At 64.9% G+C, this 21113-nt stretch carries 18 protein-coding genes; 6 read left to right on the top strand and 12 right to left on the bottom strand.

Going from position 1 to position 21113, the window contains the following annotated elements; translation table 11 throughout:
• Nucleotides 1-204: 204 nt before the first annotated feature.
• From ACQRCJ_RS05550 to ACQRCJ_RS05535, 4 genes are all read left to right on the top strand, one after another.
• Complete coding sequence (locus ACQRCJ_RS05550; protein ID WP_168934745.1) at nt 205-3771, top strand: FAD-binding and (Fe-S)-binding domain-containing protein; 3567 nt, start codon at nt 205-207, stop codon at nt 3769-3771.
• Between the two features lie 184 nt (nt 3772-3955).
• The gene (gene panD, locus ACQRCJ_RS05545) at nt 3956-4459 is read left to right on the top strand and encodes an aspartate 1-decarboxylase (protein ID WP_168934744.1); all 504 of its coding nucleotides are present in this window, start codon (nt 3956-3958) and stop codon (nt 4457-4459) included.
• A gap of 666 nt (nt 4460-5125) precedes the next feature.
• Complete coding sequence (locus ACQRCJ_RS05540; RefSeq protein ID WP_006007250.1) at nt 5126-6436, top strand: malic enzyme-like NAD(P)-binding protein; 1311 nt, start codon at nt 5126-5128, stop codon at nt 6434-6436.
• A 207-nt stretch (nt 6437-6643) separates the two neighbouring features.
• Nucleotides 6644-7054: an OsmC family protein gene (locus ACQRCJ_RS05535; RefSeq protein WP_168934742.1), complete on the top strand. Its 411-nt coding sequence runs from the start codon at nt 6644-6646 to the stop codon at nt 7052-7054.
• A 320-nt stretch (nt 7055-7374) separates the two neighbouring features.
• On the opposite strand, the gene ACQRCJ_RS05530 is transcribed toward ACQRCJ_RS05535, so the two are convergent.
• The 12 genes from ACQRCJ_RS05530 to ACQRCJ_RS05475 all read right to left on the bottom strand — a co-directional run bounded on the left by ACQRCJ_RS05530 (nt 7375) and on the right by ACQRCJ_RS05475 (nt 18915).
• On the bottom strand, nt 7375-8403 hold the full coding sequence (locus ACQRCJ_RS05530) for an FAD:protein FMN transferase (RefSeq protein WP_427799458.1): 1029 nt from the start codon (nt 8401-8403) through the stop codon (nt 7375-7377).
• Nucleotides 8396-9328, bottom strand: a complete 933-nt coding sequence (gene rnfB / locus ACQRCJ_RS05525; RefSeq protein WP_006007242.1) for an RnfABCDGE type electron transport complex subunit B — start codon at nt 9326-9328, stop codon at nt 8396-8398. Before rnfB ends, ACQRCJ_RS05530 begins: the two co-directional genes overlap by 8 nt.
• 49 nt (nt 9329-9377) lie before the next feature.
• Entirely contained in the window at nt 9378-9953 is a 576-nt protein-coding gene (locus tag ACQRCJ_RS05520; protein WP_168934740.1) for an electron transport complex protein RnfA, read from the bottom strand.
• A gap of 27 nt (nt 9954-9980) precedes the next feature.
• On the bottom strand, nt 9981-10661 hold the full coding sequence (gene rsxE / locus ACQRCJ_RS05515; protein WP_168934739.1) for an electron transport complex subunit RsxE: 681 nt from the start codon (nt 10659-10661) through the stop codon (nt 9981-9983).
• Nucleotides 10662-10671: 10 nt separating this feature from the next.
• Nucleotides 10672-11250, bottom strand: coding sequence for an RnfABCDGE type electron transport complex subunit G (gene rnfG, locus ACQRCJ_RS05510; RefSeq protein WP_006007236.1), 579 nt, complete (start codon nt 11248-11250; stop codon nt 10672-10674).
• Nucleotides 11251-11252: 2 nt separating this feature from the next.
• Complete coding sequence (locus ACQRCJ_RS05505) at nt 11253-12212, bottom strand: RnfABCDGE type electron transport complex subunit D (RefSeq protein WP_427799457.1); 960 nt, start codon at nt 12210-12212, stop codon at nt 11253-11255.
• On the bottom strand, nt 12212-13483 hold the full coding sequence (locus tag ACQRCJ_RS05500) for an electron transporter RnfC (protein WP_168934736.1): 1272 nt from the start codon (nt 13481-13483) through the stop codon (nt 12212-12214). Before ACQRCJ_RS05500 ends, ACQRCJ_RS05505 begins: the two co-directional genes overlap by 1 nt.
• Nucleotides 13484-13493: 10 nt before the next feature.
• Nucleotides 13494-14306: a cytochrome c3 family protein gene (locus ACQRCJ_RS05495; RefSeq protein ID WP_168934735.1), complete on the bottom strand. Its 813-nt coding sequence runs from the start codon at nt 14304-14306 to the stop codon at nt 13494-13496.
• 277 nt (nt 14307-14583) lie between these two features.
• Entirely contained in the window at nt 14584-15939 is a 1356-nt protein-coding gene (locus ACQRCJ_RS05490; protein WP_427799456.1) for an alanine/glycine:cation symporter family protein, read from the bottom strand.
• Nucleotides 15940-16700: 761 nt separating this feature from the next.
• Complete coding sequence (pyrE, locus tag ACQRCJ_RS05485) at nt 16701-17261, bottom strand: orotate phosphoribosyltransferase (RefSeq protein WP_040369879.1); 561 nt, start codon at nt 17259-17261, stop codon at nt 16701-16703.
• Nucleotides 17262-17282: 21 nt separating this feature from the next.
• Nucleotides 17283-18578, bottom strand: coding sequence for an adenylosuccinate lyase (gene purB, locus ACQRCJ_RS05480; RefSeq protein WP_168934734.1), 1296 nt, complete (start codon nt 18576-18578; stop codon nt 17283-17285).
• Between the two features lie 7 nt (nt 18579-18585).
• Nucleotides 18586-18915, bottom strand: coding sequence for an FmdB family zinc ribbon protein (locus ACQRCJ_RS05475; RefSeq protein WP_168934733.1), 330 nt, complete (start codon nt 18913-18915; stop codon nt 18586-18588).
• Between the two features lie 720 nt (nt 18916-19635).
• Between ACQRCJ_RS05475 and rnhA the strand changes: the two genes are divergently transcribed.
• Both rnhA and ACQRCJ_RS05465 read left to right on the top strand, forming a co-directional pair.
• A complete protein-coding gene (rnhA, locus tag ACQRCJ_RS05470; protein WP_168934732.1) occupies nt 19636-20115 on the top strand; it encodes a ribonuclease HI in 480 nt (159 codons plus the stop codon).
• A gap of 15 nt (nt 20116-20130) precedes the next feature.
• Nucleotides 20131-21113 (top strand): hypothetical protein (locus ACQRCJ_RS05465; RefSeq protein ID WP_427799455.1); only part of this gene is annotated, 983 nt, incomplete at its 3' end.

Below are 21113 nucleotides of genomic sequence, written 5' to 3'. Positions count from 1 at the left end.
GTAAAGAGGACAAGGCATGACAGGAATGACAGGAATCGTTCCTGACGGCTTTTTTCCTCTCTGGCGAAGACAGTGGCCCCAGTATGGGGGCGTGCTTGCCTTGCGCGGCCAATAGCAGTAAAAAACAAGGTTTCTCCACTTGTGCATCCGGCCCGCCGGGCCCGTGCACAAGGAAAATGCAGAAGACAACGAGGTACCTACGCCATGGCTCACAAGGGTCCGCACATATCCATCTCACCTGACTATGTGGTCAACCGCATCCTGCGTATCAATATCGACGACTTCGCGGAGTGGCCCGAGTCTGTGCGGCATCTGGCCATTGCCATTGCCGAAGAACTGTTCCTGGTGGCCTACAACCCCTTCATCAACGTGGAGACCGTGCGCAACAGCGTGCACGCCCGCTTCGAACGGGAATCCATGGCCCTGGCCCACTATTTCGCCAACGCCATCGGCGAAGGCATCACCATGTTCTGGTCCGCTTACGAGGCCGAACGCAGCTTCCGCGAAGAGCTGATCTCCGCCCTGCGCAACATCCTGCCCAACGAGTGCATCCTTTCCTCGCCCTCCGCCCTGGTGGCCTCGGCCACGGACGCCACGGACCTGCGCATGGAACTGCCCCTGCTGGTGGTGGAACCCGACAGCGCCGAGCAGGTGGCTGCCCTGGTGAAGCTGGCCAACGACATGAAGTTTGCCCTCATCCCGCGCGGCGGCGGCTCCGGCATGACCGGCGGCGCCGTGCCGGCCCGCAAGCGTACGGTCATCGTCAGCCTCACCCGTCTGACCAAGATCGGCCCCATCGACCTTGAGAACATGACCGTCACCGTGGAAGCCGGCGCCATCACCCAGAACGTCATCAAGGCCGTGGACGCGGCCGGGGCGCTCTTCTCCGTGGACCCGGCCTCCAAGCAGGCCTCGTCCATCGGCGGCAACGTCTCCGAAAACGCCGGCGGCCCCAGCGCCTTCGAATACGGCACCACCCTGGACAACCTGCTCTGGTGGCGCATGGTCACCCCCACGGGCGAGATCATCAGCGTGGAACGCGAGAACCATCCCCGCCACAAGATCCTGCCCGAAGAAACGGCCGTGTTCGTGGTCAAGGACATCAGCGGCGGCGTGCGCAACGTCATCCACCTGCGCGGCGACGAGATCCGCCTGCCCGGCCTGGGCAAGGACGTGACCAACAAGGCCCTGGGCGGCCTGCCCGGCATGCAGAAGGAAGGCGTGGACGGCATCATCACCGAGGCCTGCTTCATCATCCATCCCAAGCCCAAGTTCAAGCGCGTCATGGTGCTGGAATTCTTCGGCCGCTCCATGCACCCCGCCGCCGTGGTGGTGCGCGAGCTGGTGGGCCTGCGCAACCGCATCCGTCAGGAAGGCGACTACGCCCATCTGTCCGCCCTGGAAGAATTCAACGCCAAGTACGTGCAGGCCATCGAGTACAAGCGCAAGTCCCAGAAGTATGAGGGCCTGCCCATCTCGGTCATCATCCTCCAGGTGGACGGCGACGACCCCTACCTGCTGGACAAGTGCGTCAACGACATCGTCTGCGTGGTGGAAGAACAGGACAACGTGGACATCATCGTGGCCCAGGACGACAAGGAAGGCGAACGCTTCTGGGAAGACCGGCACCGCCTGTCGGCCATCGCCAAGCGCACCTCCGGCTTCAAGCTCAACGAGGACGTGGTCATACCCATGGACCGCATCCCGGACTTCGCCCTCTTCCTCGAACAGCTCAACCTGGAATGCACGGCCCAGGCCTACCGCCACGCCCTGCAGGAAGTGGGCCGCCTGCCCGGCTTCCCCATGGAAGACAAGGAATTCAACCGCGAGTTCTCCTTTGCCTCCAAGGTGGCGTCCGGCGACAACCCGCAGGCCGAGCTTTCCGATACCGAGCTCTGGAAGCGCGCCGAGGCCTTTTTGGCCGGCATGGGCCAGAAGTACGCCCATCTGGACAAGAAGATCGGCAAAATCCGCGATTACATGGAAGCCAGCCGCATCGTGGTGGCCAGCCACATGCATGCCGGTGACGGCAACTGCCATGTGAACATCCCGGTCAACTCCAACGACGCCCACATGCTGGAAGAGGCCGAAGAGACCGCGGCCCGCGTCATGGCCGAATGCCAGGAGATGGGCGGCGAGGTCTCCGGCGAGCACGGCATCGGCATCACCAAGATCTCCTTCCTCGGCAAGAGCAAGATGGACGCCCTGCGCGCCTTCAAGGAACGCGTGGACCCCCGCGACGTCATGAACCCGGCCAAGCTGGTGCATCGCGAACTGCCCGTGCGTCCCTTCACCTTCTCCTTCAACCGGCTCATCAACGACATCCACGCCAGCGGTCTGCCGGACAAGGAAAAGCTCATCAGCCTGCTGTCCACGGTGCAGGTCTGCACCCGCTGCGGCAAGTGCAAGCAGGTCTGCTCCATGTGCTACCCCGAGCGTTCCATGCAGTACCATCCCCGCAACAAGAACATGGTGCTGGGCATGCTGCTGGAAGCCGTCTATTACTCGCAGGTCAACAAGGGCGCCATCGACGACAACCTGCTGCGCTGGCTGCGCGACCTGGTGGAACACTGCACGGCCTGCGGCCGCTGCCTGGCCAACTGCCCGGTCAAGATCCCGTCCGGCGAGGTGGCCCTGACCCTGCGCTCCCTGCTGGAACACGAGAACGCCGGCGGTCATCCCATCAAGAAGCGTGCCCTGGAATGGCTGGTGCATGACGTTTCGTCCCGCGTGCCCAAGGCGGCCAAGATGGCCTCGCTGGGCCAGAAGGTGCAGAACAAGCTGCTGGGCGTGGTGCCCTCCGTGTGGAAGAAGCGCATGCAGAGCCCCATCTTTGCGGGCAGCGGCCCCAAGATGGGCTACACCAACCTGTACGAATCCCTGCGCCTGCACCGCGGTTCCGTGTTCGCGCCCAGGGAAGTGACGCCGGGCATGCCCTGCGTGCTCTACTTCCCCGGCTGCGGCGGTTCGCTCTTCTATGACCGCATCGGTCTGGCCGCCATCATGCTGCTGCTGCACACCGGCCACGCCGTGGCCGTGCCGCCGCGCCATTTGTGCTGCGGCTATCCCCTGCTGGCCGCGGGCATGGATACCGAATACGAAGACAACATGGCCCAGAACCGCCAGTATCTGGCCTCCATGCTGCGCAACCTCATCAAGCAGGGCTTCGATGTGCGCTATCTGGCCACGGCCTGCGGTTCCTGCCGCGACAGCCTGGCCCGCATGAAGCTCAACGAGCAGTTCCCGCAGCTGGAACAGAAGGACGTGAGCCAGATCGTCCTGCCCCTGCTGCAGCACGAGGGCATGGAAGCCCCGGTGGCCCCCGGCACCAATGTGCTCTATCACGCGGCCTGCCACTGCGAATGGGCGGGCGTGCCCACCCTCAAGGGACAGGCCCAGCTTACCGGCGCCCTGGAACAGCTCTGCAAGGTCAAGGTCTCCACCATCCCCGGCTGCTGCGGCGAGTCCGGCATGGGCGCCGTGACCTCCCCCACCATCTACAACCTGCTGCGCGCCCGCAAAAAGGAACGCCTGGCCCAGGCCTTCGAGCCCCAGCCGCAGACCGGCGCCTGCTACGCCGGGCCCATCCTGGTGGGCTGCCCCTCCTGCAAGATCGGCATCGCCCGCTGCCTCATCCAGCTCAAGGAAAAGCACCCCGTGCTGCACGTGCTGGAATGGCTGGCCAACCAGGTGGACGGTGAGGACCGCCGCCAGCGCTTCCGCCGCCGCGCCAACGAGACCCGCGGCGACGTGCGCATCGTCCAGTGCTAGACGAGAATGATGACGATGAAATGATATGAGGGGGGAAGGGAACGTTTTCCGCTGGAAAAGTCCCCTTCCCCCTTCATGCTCCCCCATTCTTCAAAATCGTCCACAAGGAGCCCGACGGCTCCTCCAGACCCTGCCCGGCGGTACGTTCTGCCGCATGACGGACAGGTCCCCCAAGGGGAACCACATGGAAAGAAAAGAAGTCACCCGTATGCTGGTGGGTGTCCAGCCCCAGGGGCAGGGCACCATCCGCGTCGTAGGCGCCAAGCTGCACGGTATCGTGGTCACGGAATCCAAGCTCAACTACCACGGCTCCATCACCATCGACACCGACATCCTCGAAGCGGCCCATCTGCTGCCGCTGGAATACGTCTACATCTGGAACAAGCACAGCGGTTCCCGCATCGAGACCTATGTGCTGCCCGGCCCGCGCGGCAGCGGCGTGGTCTGCCTCAACGGCGCCGCGGCCCGTACCTGTCAGGTGGGCGACGAGATCATCGTGGCCTCTTCCCGCGAGATCCCCGTCAGCGACTATCACGACGGCTTCTCCTGCCGGGTGCTGACCTTCGACCAGAGCGGCGAGCTGCCCAACCGTGTGGCCGAGAAGCTGGAATACCGCGTGGCCGCCAAGGGCGACGGCACGGAATTCGTCATCATGGACATGGCCACCGGCCAGGAATGGATCGGCTAGACAGTTCTTTTACCAGAGGGGAAGGGGAGGCCATCGCGCTGCCGATGCCCGGAGCGACCGCGTCATGACGGGCATGGCCCTGCGACCGCCTCCGGCCGTCTCCGGTGGAAAATCTCCCCTTCCCCTCGTGTCTTCTCCAGCCTTCCAAGTCCCCGCACAAGAAGCCCGTCTGACGGCGCTCCTCCCTCCCCCGCCCCGCTGATGGCCCAGCCCGCATGCCGGAACAAAACGGCGCACCTAGGGACATCGGCCGTTCTCTTCCCGTCCCCGCTCCATAGGCGACCTACTCCCTACCCCCTGCGGAAGTAGCGGGCATCCCGCCATATTTTCCATTGCCCCTCTCCCACAGTACCGGGGGACCATCAGAGGCCGCAGTCTGCCGCGCCACACCACCCGTCCATCCTTCTGAAACCAGCCACGTCCGCCCCCCTGCCCGCACTTGCGAAAGCGGCAACGGATTTTTATACTCATGTGTTGCCCGGGCGATCGCATGGCATACGGCCATGTCCCGCGGCCCGGGGCCGAAAACGCCCGTCACGGCGCGAGAGCGCGCGTTCCTCCCCGCTCCGATCAAGGGGCCACGCAAACAGGAAAACGCTGTCCCCCACGCCTGTCCGGGCCCGTTTTTCACTATCTCACCGCTCCAGCCGAGCAGCAGAGGATACTATGAGCTATACCAAGGAAGATGTCTGGAAATATCATGCGGAGCCCCGCCCCGGTAAGGTGGAAGTGCTGCCCTCCAAGCGGGGCGAGACCCAGGACGACCTGACCCTGGCCTATTCGCCCGGCGTGGCCGATGCCTGCCGCGCCATCGAGGCCGATCCCGCCGCCGCGGCCAGCCTCACCGCCCGCAGCAATCTGGTGGCCGTGGTCAGCAACGGTACGGCCGTGCTGGGCCTGGGCAACATCGGCCCCCTGGCGGGCAAGCCCGTCATGGAAGGCAAGGGCATGCTCTTCAAGATGTTCGCCGACGTGGACGTCTTCGACCTGGAGCTGGCCACCACCGATCCCGACGAGCTCATCAACGTGGTCAAGACCCTGGAGCCCACCTTCGGCGGCATCAACCTGGAAGACATCAAGGCCCCCGAGTGCTTCTACATCGAACAGAAGCTCAAGGAGATCATGAACATCCCCGTCTTCCATGACGACCAGCACGGCACCGCCGTCATCTCCGGCGCGGGCCTCATCAACGCGGCCCACATCGCCGGCCGCAAGATGGAAGACATGAAGGTCGTGGTGGTGGGCGCCGGTGCCGCCGGCATCGCCTGCGCCAACTTCTACGTCAGCCTGGGCGTCAAGCGCGAGAACATCTGGATGTTCGACAGCAAGGGCCTGATCCACAAGGGCCGCCAGGACAAGCTGCATCCCACCAAGGCCGCCTTCGCGCAGGAAAAGGACGCCACCCTGGCCGAAGCCATGCAGGGCGCCCATGTGTTCCTGGGCCTGTCCAAGCCCGGTCTGGTCACGCAGGACATGGTGCGCAGCATGGCCTCGCATCCCGTGATATTTGCCTGCGCCAACCCCGTGCCCGAGATCACCTACGCCGAAGCCAAGGCCGCCCGTGACGACCTGCTCATGGGCACCGGCCGCTCCGACTGCCCCAACCAGATCAACAACGTGTCCGGCTTCCCCTTCATCTTCCGCGGCGCCCTGGACGTGCAGGCCACGGAGATCAACGAAGCCATGAAGCTGGCCGCTGCCGAGGCCCTGGCCATGCTGGCCCGCGAAGACGTGCCCGAAGAAGTGAGCAAGGCCTACGGCGGCAAGAAATTCAGCTTCGGCCCCGACTACATCATCCCCAGCCCGCTGGATCCGCGCATCATCGAATGGGTGACGCCCGCCGTGGCCCGTGCCGCCATGGAAAGCGGCGTGGCCCGCGCCCGCATCGAGGATCTGGACGCCTACCGCGCCGGTCTGCGCGAACGCGTGGCCCGCATGCGCCGTCGCGCCGACGCCGCCCGTCTGGCCAACGATTAAAGCAGCGGACAATCCCGCTGTTCCGAACGTACGGGGAGGCAGCCGCCTCCCCTTTTTTCATGGCCGGAACGGTCCGGCATCCCGGACATGGCCCGGCATAACGCCACAAGGCCTCCAGAAGCCGCGAAACCATTTCCCCTGACTACGGCATACCTCTTGCGTCCGGGGAGCGGACAGGGCATTCTGGGGCAAAAAAGGAGTTCCCCCATGGCAGACATCACCGCCAAATATCTCGGCGACCTGCGCGTGGAATGCGTGCACCAGCAGAGCGGTACCGTGCTCGTCACCGACGCCCCCAAGGACAACAACGGCAAGGGCGAGGCCTTCTGCCCCACCGACCTTTGCGCCACGGCCCTGGCCGCCTGCGCCATGACCATCATCGGCATCTACGGCCGGAACCACGGCGTGGACGTGACCGGCACCACCATCGAGATCAGCAAGACCATGAGCGCCAACCCGCGCCGCATCGGCAAGATCGAGATCATCTTCAACATGCCCGACCGTGAGTTCTCCGAAAAGGAAAAGACCATGATCGAACGGGCCGCCCATACCTGCCCCGTGCATCTGAGCCTGCATCCCGATACCGAGCAGGTCTTCACCTTCAAGTGGAGCCGCTAGGGCACCCGGCGCACGATATGACAAAAAAGGGAGGACGACGTCCTCCCTTTTTTCATGCCTTGCGGCAGCCGCCGGATGCGGCGGCGGACCAGGTCGCTCTCCCCGGATGGCCGCCAGCGACCGAAAGACGTCCCGGACGTTGTTCCCTCCTCCCCTTTTGCCTCCTTTTGCCGTGCCCCTTTTGAGGCCCGGCGGCAGGATACCGCGGCAGATCGCGGAGAGCGGGCTTGCCGGGATGGGGAACAGGAACGGCCGGTGCCGGAAACGGAAAAAGCCCGTCCCCTGGGGGACGGGCTTTTTGCATCCATGAACGATCAGTATCAGGCTTCCGCAGGCCAGCGGCGGGAGACCTGCAGGCGGCCGTCCCGGCGCAGCAGGCCGCAGGCGCAGCCCGAAAGGCTGTCGGCCAGCGTCAGGGCCTCCCCGGCGGGCAGGACGGACAGGCCGGTGGCCAGCGCATCGGCCTGCATGCAGGTGGCGGCCAGCACGCTCATGCTGCCCAGCACGGGGCTCCGCCCGGTGGACGGGTCCAGCAGATGATGATGGCGCCCCTCGGCGTCATAGTGCATCTCATAACCGCCGGACGTGGCGATGGCCTGGTTGTACAGCTCCAGCACCTGCGGGTAGTGGCCGCGCTTTTCCGGATCTTCCACGGCCACGCGCCAGAACACGCCCGGGGCCTTGTGCCCGCGCGCCAGGATGTCGCCGCCGGCATTGATGAGATGGTTCTCGCAGCCCGCGCGCAGCAGCACGGCGGACATGGCATCCACGATATGCCCCTTGGCGATGCCGTCCAGGGTCAGGCCCATGCCCTGCCGTTCCAGACGCATCCCGTCGCGACCGGCGTACACGGCCTCGGTATCCACCAGGGCCAGGGCATCGCGCAGGTCGCTCTCGGGCAGCTCCAGCTCGCCTTCGGGATTGCTGCGGCTCTCCAGCAGGCGCACCAGGGGCAGGACAGTGGCATCGAAGGCACCGCCGGTCAGATGGCAGATGCCGTGAGCCCGCTGCCAGACATTGAGCAGCTCGGGCGGCACGTCACGCAGGCTGCCCTGGCTGTTGAGCACGCCCAGGGGGGCCGCCGCGTCATGCCGGGTCAGCAGGGCTTCCAGACGGCGCCCCTCGGCAAAGGCCAGATCCATGGCATCGTGGGCCTGGGTGGACGAGGGACAGGCCACGGTGATGCTCACCATGGTGCCCATGAACAGGGCCGTCTGCTGCGTGGGCGCGCCAAGGCGCGTCACGGCCCGGGCGGGCGCGGGCTCCAGGACGGAGGCCGCACCGGCCAGAAGCAGGCCGCTGCCGGCCAGCGTCCAGCGCAAAAAATCTCGGCGAGAGGTCTTAGGCATTGCAGTTCTCCTGTGCGGGGCGGTCATTCTTTCCGGTCACAGGCACGGTGCCGCCCCCAGCAGCGCCGTCGCCATCGCTGTCATCCTTCATCCTGGCCACATTGGCGGCCTCGATGCCCGTGGGGCAGGTTCGCCGCAGGATGTGGCGGGCACAGGCCTCCACGCAGGCCTCACCGCAATCGGGCCCGTAAGAAACACACTTGATCTGGTCCACCACCATGCGCCCGGCCACGTTGCTCACGGCCTTGGCCGGACAGGCCTTGGCGCAGCGGCCGCAATTGATGCAGCCCGCGTCGCAGACTTCGGTCACGGCACGCAGCTTGTCGCGCGTATTGCAGAACACGGCCACACGATGGCGGCGCGGCACCAGCTCCAGCACTCCGCGCGGGCAGGCCGACACGCACATGCCGCAGCCCGTGCAGCGGGACATGTCCACGCGCACCACGCCGTCCTTGACCTGCATGGCGTCGAAGGGGCAGACCTGCACGCAGTCGCCGAAGCCCATGCAGGACCAGTGGCAGGTATCGGTGCCGCCGCGCAGCATGGCCGCCGCCGCGCAGGAGGGCATGCCCTGGTACTGGTAGCGCAGGGCCACGTTGCCGGCCAGCTTGTCACAGCGCCGCAGCGAGAACAGGGGTTCCGCCTCGGCCACGGTCTTGCCGGTCAGCTCGCCCACGGCGATGGCCGTATCGGCACCGCCGGCGCAGCATTTGTTGGCCGGGATGTCGGGATCGGAGACCACGGCCGCGGCGTAGCCTTCGCAGCCGGCAAAGCCGCAACCACCGCAGTTGGCCCCGGGCAGGACCTCCAGCACGGCCTCCACCCGCGGGTCTTCCTTGACGTAGAAGACGCGCGAGGCGATGGACAGCAGGATGGCGGCCACGAGCCCCAATCCGAACAGGGTGATGATGGAAACGAAAACCATATATGCCTCTCCTTGCCGCCCAGCGGCAGTCAAAAGCCCGTAGTCCGCGTTATTGCGCCATGCCCTTGAAGCCCATGAAAGCCAGCGACATCAGGCCGGCCATGATGAGGGCGATGGGCGTCCCGGCCATGGCCTTGGGCAGACGGCAGGTATCCAGCCGCTCGCGGATGCCCGCCATGAGCAGGAGGGCCAGGGTGAAGCCCACGGCCGAGGCCCCGCCGTACAGTACGGAGGTGAGCAGGTCGTATTCCTCGCGCTGCACCAGGATGGCCACGCCCATGACGGCGCAGTTGGTGGTGATCAGCGGCAGGAAGATGCCCAGGGCCGCATACAGGGGCGGCACCATCTTCTTGAGGAACATCTCCACGAACTGCACCAGCGAGGCGATGACCACGATGAAGACGATGGTCTGCAGGTAGCCCAGGCCAAAGGGCTCCAGCACGTAACGCTGCATGAGCCAGGTGCAGGCCGTGGCCACGATGATGACGAAGATCACCGCGCCGCCCATGCCCAGGGCCACGCCTTTTTCCTTGGAGCAGCCAAGGTAGGGGCAGTTGCCCAGGTACTGGGCCAGCACGATGTTGTTGACGAAGATGGCCGAGATGAAAAGCTGGAAGATATCCATACGCGCATCCTTGCGAAAGCCCGCGGGCTACTGTTCCTGACGCTGCTGGAGCATGCTGCACGCCTTGCAGCCGCCGCAGCTGGAGGTTTCCACCACCTGGCCGCCCTTGCGGCGCGCCTGCCAGACATTGATGACGTTCATGGTGGCCAGGATGAGGCCCAGGCAGATGAAGGCGCCGGGGGCCTGCACCATGATGGCGAACGGCTGGAAGCCGTCCCACATGACCGGGTGGCCGAACCAGGTGCCGTTGCCCAGGATCTCGCGCAGCGAGCCCAGGAAGGTCAGCGACATGGTGAAGCCCAGACCGATGCCCAGGCCGTCGGCCACCGAGGCGGCCACGCCGTTCTTGGCGGCGAAGGCCTCGGCGCGGGCCAGGATGATGCAGTTCACCACGATGAGCGGCACGAAGATGCCCAGCTGCTGGTAGAGCGGATAGGCATAGGCCTGCATGAGCAGTTCCACCGCCACCACCAGCGAGGCCGCGATGACGATGAAGCAGGCGATGCGCACTTTCTTGGGGATGATGCCGCGCACCATGGAAATGATCATGTTGGAGAGCACGAGCACGAAGATGACCGCCGCACCCATGCCCAGGCCGTTGTTGGCGGAGTTGGTGACCGCCAGCGTGGGACACAGACCAAGCACCAGCCGGAAGGGCGGCAGGTCCTTCCACAGCCCCTTGGTGAATTCTTGCATGACGCTGCTCATGGCCGGCTCCTTATTTGTTGCCCCAGGTCTTGAGGATTTCAGGCTTGAGGGCCTTGTAGGCCTCGGCGGCCAGGTTCACGGCCGTCACCGCACCCGAAGAGGAGATGGTGGCGCCGGAGATGCCGTCGATGCTGCCCCCCTGGCTCTTGAGGCCCACCGGCGCGGCGATGCCCCTGAACTGCCCGGTGAAGCCGGGCTCCGCGATACGCATGCCCAGACCGGGCGTTTCCTTGAGGGTGGTGGTGCCGATGCCCGCCAGCGTGTCGTTGGCCACATTGAAGCCCACCATCACGCCCACGTCACCGCCGTAGCCCTTGCCCTTGGCTTCCAGGGCCACCCCCACCAGCTTCCCGTCACGCATGGCGGGAAAGACCAGCACCCGGCCTTTCTCGGTCTCGAAGGCCTTGCGGTCGGCGATGGGCTGGTTGTCGATATCAGTGAACACCCCGGCAATGGCCGGTCCCTGCACATAGGTCAGCACCTGTTCCTCGATGACGGGCGCAGTGACCATCTTGAGGTAGGACAGGGCAAAGCCCGAAAGGCCGCACAGGGCTGACAGGACGACGATCATTCGCAGGATATCGGCCATGGCTAGCGCACTCCAAAAGGTTTGGGCCGGATGGAATCCAGCAGCGGGGCCACCAGATTGGCCAGCAGGATGGCAAAGGGCACACCGTCAAGGTAGATGCCGTACTTGCGGATGGTCATCACCAGCGCGCCGCCCAGCAGGCCGTACAGGAACATGGGCAGGGGGCGCGACGGCGCGTTGGCCGGATCGGTGATGAGGAAGAAACCGCCCAGCATGACCGAGCCCGTGCACAGATGGAACAGGGGCGAGGAGTCGGTGGCGGGGCTGCTCATGCAGAAGAGCGCGGCCAGGCCGGCCACCCCGGCAAAGAAGCCCAGGGCGATCTGCCAGCGGATGATGCCGCGGGCCGCCAGCAGGGAGCCGCCCAGGAAGAGCGCCCCCACCTGCCCGGCGCCGAGGCCGTTGATCTGCTGGCCCAGCAGCAGGTCCTGCAGGGGGATGCTGCCGGCATCGGCCCAGCCGAAGAACTTGAGCCGCACCAGCGGGTCCACCATGGACGCGGCGTTGAGCTGCACGGCATTGGGTTCCATGAACAGGGGGAAGGAGACGAAGAGCACGGCCCAGCCCACCACGGAGGTGTTGACCGGGTTGGCGCCCAGACCGCCAAAGGCCATCTTGCCCAGGCTGATGGCGATGAGCGGCGCCATGACCGCGATCCACCAGGGGGCGTCGGCCGGCAGCATGAAGGACAGCAGCAGGCCGGAACAGACGGCCGTGTAGTCGTCGATGGCCAGCTCGCGGCCCATGAGTTTCTGGCAGGCGGCCTCGGTGAGCACGGCCACGGCCACACACAGGGACATGACGCGCACGGCGGGCAGGCCCCAGGTCCAGACGGCCCCGATGACGGCAGGCAGCAGGGCCGCGAGGGTCATCAGGCTCTGGCGGCGCACGGTGCGCCCGCAATGCCAGTACGGCGGGGCGCTCATGGCCAGCAAAACGGAAGATTGAGCGGCAGCGGGCATCAGTTTTCTCCTTCCTTGGCTTCGGCGGCAGGCTGCGCCGCGGGACGCAGCTCCCGTTCTTTCAGACGGCGGGCCTCATCGGCCTGGGCCAGCTTGTGCTTGGCCAGACGGATGTATTGCAGGACCGGACGGCGGGCGATGCAGACATAACCGCACAGGCCGCATTCCAGACAGCAGTCCACGTGTTCGTCGCGGCAGCGCTCGTGCAGGGCGAATTCCGCGTTGCGGCTCAGCATGCTGGGGCTCAGGCGCGCGGGACAGATCAGCACGCAGGCGCCGCAGTTGATGCAGGGGCTGTGGCCTTCCATGGGCGGCACGGTACCGGCCTCCACCACGAAGACGCCCGTGGCCCCCTTGGTGATGCTGCGGTCCAGGCGGTCGATGCTCTCGCCGCGCAGCGGGCCGCCGCGAACCAGGGTGTCGCCGCTGTTGAGCTTGATGTGGGCGAATTCCAGCAGCTCGCCCAGCATGCTGCCTTCCTTGACGATATAGTTGCCGGAGTGGGTGTAGCTGCCCAGGGTGATGACCGACTCGATGAGCGGCAGGCCCGTGCGGGCCACGCGGCCCAGGCTCCAGACATTGTGGAGCCCCACCACGCCCACGCCTTCGGGCTTTTCCTTGCCGGTGACGCTCTTGACCAGCAGGGCATCGACGCTGGCCGGATAGCGGGCCGTCACGCGCACCACTTCCACGTCGTCGAAATGCAGGTGCATCTCGCGCGGCACGGCCAGCAGGATGCGTTTGGCCGGGGAAAGGCGGCGCAGCACGGCCAGACCGGCCCGCAGCGTGCCCTGGTGGGTCAGCAGCATGGGCTCGGCCCAGGTGACGCCGGGGTCGGGGTTGAGGCCGTTGATGATCAGGGTCTCGCACTGCTGGCCCAGGCTCTTGGTGTTCAGGCCCAGGCTCTTGAGCAGCACGGCCAGTTCCTGGCCCGTGCGTTCGTCATTGATCAGGTCCACCTTCTCCACGCCGTCGGCCAGGGCGCGCAGGGCCTCGTCGGGCTCGATGGCCTCCACGAAGAGGCTGCGCTCGGTCACGTCGGTGATGCGGCCGAAGATGGGCGAGAACGCGTCCCCCTTGAGCGGCGAAGGATGCACCGCCAGGCGCATGCGCGGGTAGACCAGGGCTTTCTTGGTCACGCCTTCCACGAGCTTGTAGCCCTCGCGGTTGAGGCGCACGCGGCGCGGTTCCGGGCCGTTGCTGTAGCGTTGCGTCACCCCGTACACCAGGTGGAAACGCGGGTCCTTCAACATCTGGAATACTTCTTTCATACCCGCCTCACTACTTGGTATGGCACTGGGCACACTTGTCCTTGCCGAAGGGGCCCTTGCCGAGCTTTTCATGACAGCCCATGCACTGGCCGTGGAAGGCGTCCATACGGCCGGGGATCAGCTTGTCCGGCGTCTTCTTCACATGGCAGACCGTGCAGTCGGCATACAGGGCGTTCACCTTGCCCTTCACGGCAGCCTCATCCTTGCGCGTGGGCTTCAGCTCATGGCAGGAAGCGCAGTTCTTGGCCTTGCCGAACAGATCCTGATGGCAGGCCACGCAGCGCGCGTGCACGGCATCGGCCAGCACCGGCGGCGTGCCGGGCTCGGCAGCCTTGTTGGTGGGCCGGGCCCCGGCCTCATGGCAGTTGGCGCAGCTCTGCGGTTCGGGCTCGATGTTCGTGTCGGCATGGTGGCAGGAGGTGCAGTCCACGCCAAAGTCCTCGCTGTGCTGCTGGTGCCCCCAGTCCTTGGCCGCCAGTTCGTAATGGTGGCAGGTCACACAGCTTTCCGCCGGATAGCTCTTGGCATGCCCCGCCTTGAAGGCATCGTCCAGGGCCACGCCGTGGCAGCTGGCACAGGCCATGGCCTTGTCGGGCGTCTTCTGCAGGCTCTCGTGGTGGCAGGTGGCGCAATCTTCCTTGAGCAGACGGCTGTGCTTCTGATGGTCGAAGACCACGGGACCGCCCGCATTGTCGAACAGGATGCGACGCGTGGCAGGTTCCTTGTCCCCCGCGACCGGGCCCGCCGGCAGCAGATAGCCGGCGATCCCCGTCACGGCCAGGACGGCCGTCAGGATGGCGATGGAAAGGTAACGTTTTTGCAATGCCTTGCCCCTCTTCCAAAAGGTGAACGGGATGGGAGCCTCCGGCGTCCCGGCCGGCAGTCCGTCATGCCGGACCGTCACGGAGGCGCCGCTGCGCCCTTGCCAGCTCCGCAGCCTTCTCCCTGCCGGTCTTTTTCCATGGAAAAGGCCGTTTTCAGGGTGAGCGCCAAGACCCGCTCCCCGATGACGGAGAGCGCCGGCCCGAAGGCTGCCTTCCTCAGGCTATGTCATGGAATATGTTGCAAAGGGGCGGGCCCGGGGCCCGCCCCCCGGTTGCCTACACGACGAAACGATCGTCCCGGGCCACCTCGTCCCGTACGATCTTGAACAGCACGGGGCTCAGCAGCAGGACACCGGTAAGGTTGGGCAGCGCCATAAGGGCGTTGCAGGTATCGGCCAGGAGCCACACGGCATCCAGGGCCAGGACGGAACCCACGCCCACCGCCAGGCAGTACACCAGGCGGAAGACCATCTGGGCCCGGTCGCCGAACAGGTAGATGGCGCAGCGTTCACCGTACACACACCAGCCGAGGATGGTGGTGAAGGCGAAGAAAGTCAGACAGATGGTGACCGCGAACTGGCCCACACCGGGCAGCGCCTGTTCGAAGGCCATGGAGGTCATCATGCTGGCGGCGGAGGAACCGGCGGTCCAGGTGCCCGTCACCAGGATCACGAAGCCCGTCATGCTGCAGACGATGATGGTATCGATGAAGACGTCGAGCATGCCGATGGAGGCCTGCACCAGCGGGGTCTCGGCCGTGGAGGCCGCGTGGGCCATGGGAGCGGTACCCAGGCCGGCTTCGTTGGAGAAGATACCGCGGGCCATGCCCTGACGAATGGCCATCATCACCGTGGCGCCCACAAAGCCGCCGGTGGCCGCCGTGGGCTGGAAGGCGTCGGAGATCACCCACCAGAACACGGAGGGGACCTTTTCGATGTTCATGCCGATGATGAGCAGGCACATGAAGACATACATGATGGCCATGAAGGGCACGATCTTGCCCGCCACGGCGCCGATGCGGCGCACGCCGCCCAGCAGCACGGCCACGCACAGGCCCACCAGGATCAGGCCGCACAGCCACGCGGGCAGGCCGAAGGTGCCGGAGATGTTGTCGGTGATGGCCTTGGCCTGCACCATGCCGCCCGTACCGATACAGGCGCAGATGCCGAACACGGCAAAGCAGGTGCCCAGCCAGACCCATTTGGGGCCCAGGCCGTTCTTGATGAAGTACATGGCGCCGCCCACCCAGTTGCCGGCGGGGGTCTTTTCGCGGAAGTGCACGGAAAGCAGCACTTCGCTGAACTTGGTCATCATGCCCACCAGGGCCGTGACCCACATCCAGAACAGGGCGCCGGGGCCGCCCACGGCGATGGCCAGGGCCACGCCCACCACGTTACCGGTACCGATATCTGCGGCCAGAGCAGTCATGAGGGCATTCCACGGCGAGATCTCGCCGTGTTCGGACTGATGGGACCGCCCCTGCCACAGGCACTTGTAAGCTCGTACCCAGTTGCGGAAGGAGAAAAAGCGCAGCGCTATATTCAGATAGATGCCCGTGCCTACCAGCAGCACCAGCATGACCGGACACCACAAAAATCCGTTAAAGGTTTCCAACAGCTTGTAAAGCTCCACTTTTCCATCCTCCCGGGGCTCGCCCCTGTCCTCTCGTTGATATCTTCCGCCCGGACAGCCCTCTGCATCCGGCCGGAATGCCCGTGCCACAGCGGATGGCACAAAAACACGCTAGCACGCTTTCACCATCGCTGCAAAGGGCCGGGCTCTGCTTTACGCCGGTTTTACACGGAAAAACGCGCACTTTGTTACGCAATGCACATAGTCCCGCCATGACTGTTCACACAAACAGTCAAAAGACTTTCCATACACTTTAAGAAATAACGAACAAGCCAAACAAATGAACATCATAAAACTGTATATGATGCAAAATATACTTTATTTTTTTGTGTTACTACGTCAAAAGTACATTATGAATCAAAATCGATATGCGTACAACCATCTCTATCATCAATGTGACAAAGTTTTTCAGCCTGCACATTTCCGGCAGCTTTGCGCCATCACATTTTTCGGCGGCCTTCGGAAAAATTTCCTGAAAAAAATTTCAAAAAATTTTTTCCTGTGACCTTTCACGCTGCTTTCCAGGCCTGTCAGCGCCCTGCCGCAGGTAAAAATCCGGACAGGCAAGCGCGCGGCACAGGCGCTTACCGCCCAGCCCCCCGGCCTGTGCCGGACAAAAACGTACAAAAAAGGGCAGCCCGAAGGCTGCCCTTTGACGATCAGTATATCCCCGGTCCGGGACGGATCTGGAGCGGGAACCATGGTGGGCGTCATCCCCGCCATGCCCCGGATCATGCCGGGAACGCTCCAGCGAAAAAGCCCTAGGAGCGGGCCATCTCCACCAGTTCCTTGCGGGTAAAGAGGGAGTGCAGTTCGTAACCGGCTTCTTTCAGCTTTTCGCGGCCGCCTTCTTCACGGTCCAGGATGCAGCACACGGCCACGATGTCCAGACCGGCAGCGCGCACGCGGTCACAGGCCTTGAGCAGGGAGCCGCCGGTGGTCACCACGTCTTCCAGCATGGCCACTTTGTCGCCGGGTTTGAAGTTGCCCAGGCCTTCCACGAACTGGCCGGTACCGTGGTCCTTGGCTTCCTTGCGCACCAGCAGGCCGTTGAGGGGACGGCCCAGTTCATGCGAGATGGCGGTGGTGGCGGAGACCAGCGGGTCGGCGCCCATGGTCATGCCGCCCACGCCCACCACGGGCACGTCCTTGAGCAGGTCGTTGAACAGCGTACCGATGAGCCAGGAACCTTCGGCATGCAGGGCGGTCACGCGGCAATCGAAGTAATAGTCGCTGCGACGGCCGGAAGCCAGGACGAAGTCGCCTTCACGGTAGGACTTTTCCACCAGCAGGCGGGCCAGACGACGCTTGATCTCCAGGATGGACTGCTGCACGGGAGCCTCCTAATTGCCGAAGACGCGCTTGTAGATGACGTCTTCGTATTTAAGATAGTAGGTGGGATCGAAAAGTTCGGCCAGCTGGGCATCGCCCAGACGTTCATGCATGTCGGGATCGGCGCACACCAGCTCGGGGAAGGGCTTGCGGGTCTCCCAGCTCTGCATGGCCAGGCGCTGCACGGCCTCATAGGCCTTCTGGCGCGGCAGGCCGGTGGCGATGAGGGCGGTGAGCACGCGCTGGGAGAAGTACAGGCCGTAGGAACGCTCCATGTTCTCCTTCATGCGCTCGGGCTTGACCACCAGGCCGTCCAGCAGGCGGCACAGGCGGTTGAGCACGTAGTCGGCCAGGATGGTGGAGTCGGGCATGATGACGCGCTCCACGGACGAATGGCTGATGTCGCGCTCGTGCCACAGGGCCTGGTTCTCCATGGAAGCCACGGCATTGCTGCGGATCAGGCGGGCAAGGCCGGCCATGTTCTCGGCGGAGATGGGGTTCTTCTTGTGCGGCATGGCCGAGGAGCCCTTCTGGCCCTTGGCGAAACCTTCTTCCACTTCCAGCACCTCGGTGCGCTGCAGATGGCGCAGCTCCACGCACAGGCGTTCGATGCCGCCGGCCAGGATGGCCAGGGAGGTGAAGAAATGGGCATAGCGGTCACGCTGCACGATCTGGGTGGAGTGCGGGTCCACGGCCAGGCCCAGACGGGTCAGGGCCTTTTCCTCCAGTTCGGGGGAAAGGAAGGCGTAGGTGCCCACGGCACCGGAGATCTTGCCCACGCGCACGCTCTCGATACCGGCCTTGACGCGCTCCAGATGGCGCTGGAACTCGGCGTGGAAGCCGGTCATCTTGAGGCCGAAGCTGGTGGGTTCGGCATGGATGCCGTGGGTGCGGCCCATGCAGAGCACGCCCTTGTGCTTGCGGGCCAGGGCTTCCAGAGAAGCCAGCACCTTTTCGATGTCTTCCACGATGAGCTTGCCGGCCTGCATGAACAGATAGCCGTTGGCGGTGTCCACGATGTCGGAAGACGTACAGCCCAGATGGATGTAGCGGGCGTCGGGGCCCACCTTTTCTTCCAGCGAAGTAAGGAAGGCGATGACGTCGTGACGGGTGGTCTGCTCGATCTCGAGGATGCGGTCCACGTCGATGTCGGCCTTTTCCCGGATGGTCTTCACGGCCTCGGCGGGCACGCGGCCCAGTTCGGCCCAGGCCTCGCACACGGCCACTTCCACAGCCAGCCAGGCGCGGTAACGGTTCTCCAGGGTCCAGATGCGGCCCATGGCGGGCCGGGTGTAGCGCTCAATCATAGGTACCTCACGCGGAAGGGGTCGACGAAGAGGAGGTGGAAGAACCCGAGCCTCCGGAAGTGCTGCTGGCAGTGCTGCCGGAAGAAGTGGAACTTGTCGACGAGGAGGCGGAAGAAGAAGGGGTGGACGTGCTGTTCTCGTCCTTGATGCCCTTGCGGTAGCCGTAATCGCTGACATACCAGCCGCCGCCCTTGAGCACGAAAGACGTGTGCGACATGACCCGCGGCGAGGGGGTGCCGCAATCAGGGCAGGGCTCCTGTGCCTGCATGTCGGTCACATGGGTCCATTCTTCAAAGACTTTCTGACAGTTGGGACACTGATATTCGTAGATGGGCATAGCTATAACGCAAGAACGGCCACGACAGCCCCTTTTTTTGTCCGGGGCCATCGGCCGTTGTGCTGAAATTCGCGGCTCCCCGCAGGGAACCGGCAATGAACTGTCCGCGGAAACTAGGCCTTGGCGGCCTTGGCTTCACGCACGCGCTGCTTCAGACGTTCAGCGCGACGATGACGGCGGCGATCCAGTTCCTTTTTACGCTCAATTTTCTTGTGAGCCATGATGTCCTCCACGGGGGTGATGCCCCCATTAATTTTTGGTAGAAAAGCATATCCCAAAGGTTCCGCAAAGTCCAGCCTGCAGAACGAAGACCACGGCCCCGCCCGCGCCATCCCTGCCTTGCTGCTCCCGCTGTGCGCGCGGGCACACCCGGGGAGGCCCCGTTGCCAGCGCCCCGCTTCTTTCCTACACTGCGCGGTCATGTTGCAATCCACAGTCGCCCCATCCGCCTAATGAGCTTTAGCCGTTGCGACGCAGGAAGCTACGGATAAAGACAGCAATGTGTTACGCGGCAAGACAGCCCATGAAAGCGCTGTCGCTATCCGTAAGCCCGCTGGTGCGGGCAACGGCTACCGCCTCCGCGACCGGCGGATAGGGGGCGTGCGGATCGCCCCTCCCTGAAGGGAGAAGTTACGGAAAAGGATTTCATCGGCTTCGCCGTCTTGTCAAATTCCCTTTTCCCCCTGAAGGGGGAGGTCTCAAACCACAAAGGAATTCTTGATGAAGAAAGTCATCATCTATACGGACGGTTCCTGCCTGGGCAATCCCGGCCGGGGCGGCTGGGCCGCCATCCTCTGCCTGGTGGGCAGCACGGCCCGCCGCGAGCTGGTGGGCGGCGCCCGCCTGACCACCAACAACCGCATGGAACTGGGCGGCGTCATCGCGGCCCTCTCCGCCCTGCGCGAAGCCTGCGAGGTGGACCTCTACACCGATTCCAAATACGTCTGTGACGCCGTGGAAAAAGGCTGGCTGGCCGGCTGGCAAAAGCGCAACTGGATCAAGAGCGACAAGAAGCCCGTGCTCAACGTGGACCTCTGGAAGCAGCTCCTGCCCCTGCTGCGCACCCACAAGGTCACCTTCCACTGGCTGCGCGGCCATGCCGGGCACCGCGAAAACGAACGCTGCGACGAACTGGCCCGCGCCTTCGCCGCCGGTCCCGACCTGCCCGAGGACACGGGCTTCACGGCCGCCCAGGCCTGATCCCGCGCCCTGCCCATGAACGATATCCTTTCCTCTGACACTCTGCATTCCCTGGCCCTGCTCTGGAAAGGCCTGCTCTGGCCCCTGCTGCGTCTGCTGCTGGGCCTGTGCGTGGGCCTGCTGCTGGCCAATCTGCTGGAGGCCCTGCGCTGGACGCGCCATCTGGCCCGCCTGGCCACCCCGCTGGCCCGGGCCGCCCATCTGCGCGACGTGGCGGGCGCGGCCTTCTCCCTGGCCTTCGTCTCCCCGGCAGCGGCCAACGGCCTGCTTTCCGAAAGCCACCAGAAAGGCGAGATCGACGGCCGGGAACTCATGCTGGCCAATCTGTTCAACAGCTTCCCGGCCTATCTGGTCCACACGCCCACCATCTTCCTGCTCACCTGGCCCGTGCTGGGCTGGCCCGCCGTGGTCTATGTGGGCCTGACCCTGCTGGCCGCCGTGGGCCGTACCGGCCTGACCATCGCCTTTTCCCGCCGCCTGCTGCCCGCACCGCCGCAGGGCTGCCTGGCCTGCACGGCCGCCGCCGACGGCGAGACCGGCTGGCGCGCCGCCGCCCGCAAGGCCTGGAAGCGCTTCCGCCGCCGAGTGCCCAAGCTGGTCTGCTTCACGGTGCCCGTCTACATCATCATGTATCTGTTGCAGCGCTACGGCCTGTTCACCGCCGCCGAGGAGTGGCTGGCCATGCACATGGAATGGCTGGCCTTCCTCAAGCCCCAGGCCATGGGCATCATCGTGCTGCATCTGGCCGCCGAGCTGGGCGCAGCCCTGGGCGCCGCAGGCAGCGTGCTCCAGACCGGCGGCCTCGAGGCCCGCGACGTGGTGCTTGCCCTGATGGTGGGCAACATATTGTCCACGCCCATGCGGGCCATCCGCCACCAGCTGCCCGCCTACGCCGGTTTCTACCGCCCGGCCCTGGCCCTGCGCCTGATCCTGGCCAACCAGGGCCTGCGCGCCGTCAGTATGGCCGTGGTCACCCTGCTGTACTGGTGGGTGGCGTT

It is taken from the genome of Desulfovibrio sp. SGI.102 (genome assembly GCF_050314315.1).
Lineage (GTDB): Bacteria > Desulfobacterota > Desulfovibrionia > Desulfovibrionales > Desulfovibrionaceae > Desulfovibrio.
The sequence above is the reverse complement of the archived record's forward strand: the minus strand, read 5'-3'. Positions and strand labels throughout refer to the sequence as shown.

What these genes read in the sequence shown, in the direction of transcription:
- ACQRCJ_RS05550 (WP_168934745.1), top strand. Translation starts at nt 205, where the DNA reads ATGGCTCACAAGGGTCCGCACATATCCATCTCACCTGACTATGTGGTC.
- panD (WP_168934744.1), top strand. Translation starts at nt 3,956, where the DNA reads ATGGAAAGAAAAGAAGTCACCCGTATGCTGGTGGGTGTCCAGCCCCAG.
- ACQRCJ_RS05540 (WP_006007250.1), top strand. Translation starts at nt 5,126, where the DNA reads ATGAGCTATACCAAGGAAGATGTCTGGAAATATCATGCGGAGCCCCGC.
- ACQRCJ_RS05535 (WP_168934742.1), top strand. Translation starts at nt 6,644, where the DNA reads ATGGCAGACATCACCGCCAAATATCTCGGCGACCTGCGCGTGGAATGC.
- ACQRCJ_RS05530 (WP_427799458.1), bottom strand. Translation starts at nt 8,403, where the DNA reads ATGCCTAAGACCTCTCGCCGAGATTTTTTGCGCTGGACGCTGGCCGGC.
- rnfB (WP_006007242.1), bottom strand. Translation starts at nt 9,328, where the DNA reads ATGGTTTTCGTTTCCATCATCACCCTGTTCGGATTGGGGCTCGTGGCC.
- ACQRCJ_RS05520 (WP_168934740.1), bottom strand. Translation starts at nt 9,953, where the DNA reads ATGGATATCTTCCAGCTTTTCATCTCGGCCATCTTCGTCAACAACATC.
- rsxE (WP_168934739.1), bottom strand. Translation starts at nt 10,661, where the DNA reads ATGAGCAGCGTCATGCAAGAATTCACCAAGGGGCTGTGGAAGGACCTG.
- rnfG (WP_006007236.1), bottom strand. Translation starts at nt 11,250, where the DNA reads ATGGCCGATATCCTGCGAATGATCGTCGTCCTGTCAGCCCTGTGCGGC.
- ACQRCJ_RS05505 (WP_427799457.1), bottom strand. Translation starts at nt 12,212, where the DNA reads ATGCCCGCTGCCGCTCAATCTTCCGTTTTGCTGGCCATGAGCGCCCCG.
- ACQRCJ_RS05500 (WP_168934736.1), bottom strand. Translation starts at nt 13,483, where the DNA reads ATGAAAGAAGTATTCCAGATGTTGAAGGACCCGCGTTTCCACCTGGTG.
- purB (WP_168934734.1), bottom strand. Translation starts at nt 18,578, where the DNA reads ATGATTGAGCGCTACACCCGGCCCGCCATGGGCCGCATCTGGACCCTG.
- ACQRCJ_RS05475 (WP_168934733.1), bottom strand. Translation starts at nt 18,915, where the DNA reads ATGCCCATCTACGAATATCAGTGTCCCAACTGTCAGAAAGTCTTTGAA.
- rnhA (WP_168934732.1), top strand. Translation starts at nt 19,636, where the DNA reads ATGAAGAAAGTCATCATCTATACGGACGGTTCCTGCCTGGGCAATCCC.